Annotated in this window: 5 protein-coding genes and 1 pseudogene; 4 read left to right on the plus strand and 2 right to left on the minus strand. The window is 69.2% G+C overall.

Features of this window, described 5'->3' with window-relative positions:
* From Q0P60_RS20485 to Q0P60_RS20500, 4 genes and pseudogenes are all read left to right on the plus strand, one after another.
* Positions 1-546 (plus strand): annotated as a pseudogene (locus tag Q0P60_RS20485) (hypothetical protein); the annotation flags it as partial.
* A 40-nt stretch (positions 547-586) separates the two neighbouring features.
* Complete coding sequence (locus Q0P60_RS20490) at positions 587-1,183, plus strand: YigZ family protein (protein WP_294997432.1); 597 nt, start codon at positions 587-589, stop codon at positions 1,181-1,183.
* Complete coding sequence (locus Q0P60_RS20495) at positions 1,176-2,948, plus strand: ABC transporter transmembrane domain-containing protein (RefSeq protein ID WP_294997433.1); 1,773 nt, start codon at positions 1,176-1,178, stop codon at positions 2,946-2,948. The genes Q0P60_RS20490 and Q0P60_RS20495 overlap by 8 nt, the downstream gene beginning before the upstream one ends.
* A 70-nt stretch (positions 2,949-3,018) precedes the next feature.
* On the plus strand, positions 3,019-3,213 hold the full coding sequence (locus Q0P60_RS20500) for a hypothetical protein (protein WP_294997434.1): 195 nt from the start codon (positions 3,019-3,021) through the stop codon (positions 3,211-3,213).
* Positions 3,214-3,380: 167 nt separating this feature from the next.
* Here the strand turns inward: Q0P60_RS20500 and Q0P60_RS20505 are convergent, their stop codons facing one another.
* A complete protein-coding gene (locus tag Q0P60_RS20505; RefSeq protein WP_294997435.1) occupies positions 3,381-4,505 on the minus strand; it encodes a prephenate dehydrogenase in 1,125 nt (374 codons plus the stop codon).
* Complete coding sequence (gene pdxY / locus Q0P60_RS20510; protein ID WP_294997436.1) at positions 4,502-5,410, minus strand: pyridoxal kinase; 909 nt, start codon at positions 5,408-5,410, stop codon at positions 4,502-4,504. The genes Q0P60_RS20505 and pdxY overlap by 4 nt, the downstream gene beginning before the upstream one ends.
* Between the last annotated feature and the right edge of the window lie 411 nt (positions 5,411-5,821).

Raw genomic sequence — 5,821 nt, forward strand, 5'->3', positions numbered from 1 at the left:
CCCGCACCCACGCCGGCACCGGCCGACGTCGCCGCAGCGCCGACGCGCAGCGCGCGCACGCGGACAGCCGAGGCCGCCGCCGACACCGCGTTCGCAGCGTTGCCGCCTCCGCCGGCAGCAGCACCACCGGCGGCACCCGCACCCCCGGCACCCATGGCGTATTCGGCGCCGGCAGCGGCCTCCGCTCCGGCCCCCAATGCGGCATTGAAGGCGCGTGCCGCGGCGGCTCCGGTCGCCGATGTGGCCGATGCCGAACCGGCCGCAGCGGCTGATCGGGTCGAGATCACCTCGATGAAGCATGACACCTCCAGCCGCTCGGCCCCGGGTGTCATGCGACGCGGCAACGACGCCGGCCTGAGCGCAGACGCGGTGCAGGCCGAAGTGAGCGCCGACGCCCGCCTGCCGCGCCGGCAGTGGCTGGAAAAGATCCGCGAACGCCGCGACCAAGGGCAGCGCGATCTTGCCCGTGCCAGCCTGGAACGCTATATCCAGCAGTATCCGGAATCGCGCCTGCCGCGCGACCTGCGCCCGCTGCTGGACGACTGAAGCCCACGGAGCCGGTGGGCAACACCGTAGAATGGTGGGGATGTCCGATACCCTCGCCCAGCCGCTCAGCCACACGCTGGAAGTCAAGCACAGCCGCTTCATCGCCCATGCCGCGCCGATCGACGGTGCCGCAGCGGCGATGGCGTTCCTGCAGCAGGTTGCGGTGGCCGATGCCACCCACAACTGCTGGGCCTACCGGCACGGCCAGGACTACCGCTCCAGCGATGATGGCGAGCCGGCCGGTACCGCCGGGCGCCCGATCCTGGCGGCGATCGATGGTCAGGGCTTCGACCGGGTGATGGTGGTGGTCACGCGCTGGTTCGGCGGCATCAAACTCGGCGCCGGCGGCCTGGTCCGCGCCTACGGCGGCGCCGCCGCCGAGTGCCTGCGTACCGCGCCGCGGCTGCCGCTGGTCGCCATGACCCGGCTGCGGCTGCTGGCCGGCTTCGAGGACCTGGGAACCCTGCATGCCGCGCTGCCGGCCTTCGCCGCCGAGAAACGCGATGAACAGTTCGATGCCAATGGCATCTGCCTGCGGGTCGAATTGCCTGCAGATCAGGTCGACGCATTGAAAATCCGCCTGCGCGACGCCACCCGTGACCGTATCCGCATACAAGACGACCCCCAGGATGACTGACAAGGACGACGCCCCCGCCTCGCCCCCGCCGCTGCGCCGCCTCGGCAGCCTGCGCACGTTGTGGCCCTTCGTGCGCCGCCATAGCGGGCTGTTCAGCGCCTGGCTGCTGGCCCTGGCCGTGTCCTCGGCGGCCACGCTCAGCCTGCCCCCGGCAGTGAAGCAGATGATCGACCACGGCTTCAGCAGCGGCGGCCAGATCAACCGCGCCTTCGCCCTGCTGATGCTGGTGGCGGTGGTGCTGGCGCTGGCCACCGCGGCGCGCTTCTACTTCGTGTCGCTGCTCGGCGAAAAGGTCGTGGCCGACCTGCGCAGCCGGCTGTACGCCCACCTGATCCAGCTCGGCGCCGGCTTCCACGACCGCAGCCGCAGCGGTGAACTGGTCTCGCGCCTGACCGCGGACAGCGAACTGCTGCGCAGCGTGGTCGGCTCGACCATGTCGGTGGCGCTGCGCAGCAGCGTTACCGTGGTCGGCAGCCTGGCGATGCTGTTCGTCACCAGCCCGAGGCTGGCGGCGTGGTCGCTGCTCGGCATTCCGCTGGCGGTGCTGCCGATCATCATCGGCGCGCGCAAGCTGCGCACGGTGGCGCGCAGCAGCCAGGACCGCATCGCCGATGCCAACAGCCTGGCCAGCGAGACCCTGGGCGCGGTACGCACGGTGCAGGCGCATGCGCGCGAGCCCTATGAACGAGGCCGCTTCGACAAGGCGCTGGGCGATGCCATCGGTGCGGCGCGGCGCCGCATCGGCGCACAGTCGCTGGTGACCGCCAGCGCCATCCTGCTGGTGTTCGGCGCCATCGTCGGCGTGCTCTGGCTGGGCGCGCACGATGTCATCGATGGCCGCCTCAGTGCCGGTACGCTGGGCCAGTTCGTGCTGTACGCGCTGATTGGCGGCGGCTCGGTGGGCGCGCTGGCCGAAGTATGGAACGAGCTGCAGCGTGCAGCCGGCGGCATGGGCCGCATCGGCGAGCTGCTGCAGGAAGACATCGAGATCCGCGCGCCGGCGCAGCCGCACCTGCTGCCGCAGCCGCTGCGTGGCGAGATCCAGTTCGACGACGTGGTGTTCCATTACCCGCAGCGGCCGGACCAAGCGGCGCTGGACCACTTCAACCTGCACGTACGCCCCGGCGAGACCGTGGCCCTGGTCGGCCCGTCGGGCGCGGGCAAGAGCACGGTGCTGTCGATGCTGCTGCGCTTCCACGATCCGGCCGGAGGCCGCATCTGCGTGGATGGCATCGACGTGCGCCAGGTCGATCCGGCCGAACTGCGTGCGCAGCTGGCGCTGGTGCCGCAACAGCCAACGCTGTTCGCGGCCAGTGCGCGCGACAACATCCGTTACGGTCGCCTGCAGGCCAGCGATGCCGAGGTCGAGGAGGCCGCGCGTGCGGCCGAGGCCGATGCTTTCCTGCGTGCATTGCCGCAGGGCTACGACAGCGAGCTCGGCGAGCGCGGCGCGCGCCTGTCCGGCGGCCAGCAGCAACGCGTGGCGATCGCCCGCGCGCTGCTCAAGGATGCGCCGATCCTGCTGCTGGACGAAGCCACCAGTGCGCTCGATGCGCAGAGCGAATATGGCGTGCAGCAGGCGCTGGAACGGTTGATGGCCGGCCGCACCACGCTGGTCATCGCCCATCGCCTGGCGACCGTGCTCAAGGCCGATCGCATCGTGGTGATGGACGAGGGGCGCATCGTGGCCGAAGGCACGCACGCGCAGCTGCTGGCCGAAGGCGGCCTGTACGCTGAACTGGCACGACTGCAGTTCATCGATTGATGACGGCCGGCTAACACCGGCCCGGCCAAGCTGGCGACGCATCCGCAGCGTCCACCGGAGGAGGTGCACGATGTCGTTCCGCCAGTTCCCTGCCGTCGACAGCAATGGCGACAGCCACATCATCATCGAGTTCAAGCCCGAGGCGAACGGCAGCGGGCATCACTCCGAAGCCACGCCCCGCTACGAGCTCGACGATGGCCGCCTGCTGGTACGCAATGGCCGCGAGTTCACCACCAGCGGCGGCGAACTGCGGCTGACCATCTAGCCACCGACCTGTAGAGCCGAGCCATGCTCGGCTGCTTCATGCTCGACGCTACAGATGCATGGTCAATTTTTGGCCATGCATCTTGACAGCCTTTCCTGGCAAGGGCTGCACGCGGTTATCCACATGTTTGCCGAGAAACCATCCACACCGCCTGTGGATGAATGGGCTCAGCGCAGCACCCGTCCGATGCCACTGGCGTCCACCTCGGCCGCCGCCAGCAGGATCGTCGCCGGATCGCTGCCCGCCACGAATCCGATGCGGAAATGCACTTCGCCCGCCGGCGTGCGCGAGGAATGGATCGAGGCCAGGCTGATGCGATGCTGCTCGAACACGTTCAGCAGTTCCCGCAGCGAGCCCGGCCGGTCTTCCGGCAGATGCACCGACAGCGCGTTGCGCTCGGTCAGGTCCGCCAGCAGGTAGCCCACCCGTTCGAACGTGTAGTTGCCTTCGGCCAGCGCCGGCTCGCCGAAGGCACGACGGTTGGACGACAGCAACTGCTCACGAAAGGCCGCGCGCGCCGCGTCGTCGCCCTGCCCGACCTGTGCCTGCAGCGCCTGCAGCTGGCCGATCAGCCGCTCCAGCATCGGCGCCACATACGGGTTGCCGAACTGGATGTCCTCGTAGATCGCAGGGTTCAGCGACAGGATGCGCGAAATGATCGCGGTATCCAGTTCAAACGAGGCCGAACGGTACGGCATCATCGCGGCGAGGTCGCCCAGCTGCGGCTGGTACTGGCGCAGCACGCCGGCCTGGGCCAGGTGCGTGGCATGCACCATTGCCTGCACCAGCGCCATCATCTGGTCGTGGTGCTGCGGGGTGGCCCGCACGCATTCGGCCTGCAGGGCCGTACACAAGGTATCGACCCACGCCTGCCAGTGCTGCAGCCGGGCCTCGCAGACCACCATCACCCGGCCCTTCAGGGTCGGCGCCTTGGGCGGTGCGGTCATCGGGTGCAAGCCGACCACCTCGGCCTGCGAGGCCAGCATCGCCTGCACCGGTGCGTCCTTCACCGAGGTGACGTCCAGCCACAGCCGGCCCTGCTCACGTCCGGCCGACTGCTGCACATAGGCGGCGATCAGGTCCGGCGTGTGCCGGATCGGCGCCGAGAACACCAGCACGTCGGCCTGTGCCAGCAGTTGTTCCGGCGTGTGCGATGCGGGATCGGCCGGATCGTGGCCGATCACCTGCAGCTGCAGGTGCTGCTGGAAGAACCGGCTCAGCCAGCGCCCGTAGGCGCCGGCGCTGCCGACGATGCCGACCGTGCGCGGCGTGCGTGGGGGCAGGTCGCTCATGCCACGCGTTCGGCGCGGAAGCGCGTGCCCTCGGCCAACGCGGCGGGTGCGGCGGCGATCACGTCGAACTCCTCGAAGCCGTTGTCCAGGGTGGCTTCCAGGGCCGCATGGGTGCCGGCGATGGCACGCGAGATCGCCTGCTGCATCGATTCTCCGCGCAGCAGGAACGACACCACCAGCGACATCAGCACATCGCCGGTACCGGCCACATCCACCGGCAGCAGCGGCGAGGTCCAGCGCCAGGTTTCCTCGCGGCCGACCGCCAGGGTCACCAGTTCCCCCGGGGTGCCGCCGACGCTGTGCGCGATGACCCAGTGCGGGCCACGCTCGAGCAGCGTGCGTGCGGCGGCGATGGCATCGGCCTCGGCCAAGGCCGGCATGCCGGTCAGGCGGTTCAGTTCAAAGGCGTTCGGGGTCACCAGCCAGGCATGCGGCAGCAGGCGTTCGGCGAAGATCGTCTCCAGGCCCGGTTCCACGTAGGGGCCGGTGTGGGTGTCACCGATCACCGGATCCAGGCAGTAGCGCAGCTGCGGGCAGGCCGGCAGGATCGCATCGAGCCAGTCGGCGAACGCGGCGCCGTTGGCGGTGCTGCCGAAGTACCCCGAGACCAGCATCTTCGCCCGCTGCGGCAGGCCGCGTTCGTGGGTGCCGAGCAGCAGATCGGCAAACCAGTCGGGCGGCAGCACGCGGCCGCGGGTGGTCTCGTAGAACGGCGCGTTGCTCAGCAGCACGGTCGGGATTTCCGCCACGCGCACGCCAAGCGCGCGCATCGGCGGCACGGCGGCGCTGTTGCCGGCGTGGCCATAGACCAACTGCGACTGGACCGAGATGACATCGATCGGCGACGGACCATCGGGCCGCTGGCGGCGGCCGTGGACCAGGTGGTTATCAAGGGATTCGCTCATGCCCGCATTCTACGCCCAAGGGGGTTTTCGGCAGGGCTGCGCCCTGCACCTGCCGAAGCTTCAAGCAACGGCAAAAGCCAAAGCCAAAGCGGCATTCCGTGAGTTGGCGGGACGGTGTGGGTGGGCAGGACACGCCGTGAACCCATCCATGGGGGCTCGATGGCGCCATCCATGGCGCCAACGGTCCTGCCCACCCACACCGCCCCACCTCTTACAGATATCCGGTGACGGTTGGTAGATCCACGCCATGCGTGGATGAAATCCGTCAGATATCGAAATACAAAAATGGGGTCAGATCCGTTTTCCTCCGGAAAACGGATCTGACCCCAAGAGCTGTTCCGACAGATCGCGGAAAACTGTCGAAGGCGGGGTGGGTCCGGTTGCGGGGGCGTGAGCGCCATGGATGGCGCG

The organism is uncultured Stenotrophomonas sp. (assembly GCF_945952405.1).
Taxonomy (GTDB): Bacteria; Pseudomonadota; Gammaproteobacteria; order Xanthomonadales; family Xanthomonadaceae; genus Stenotrophomonas.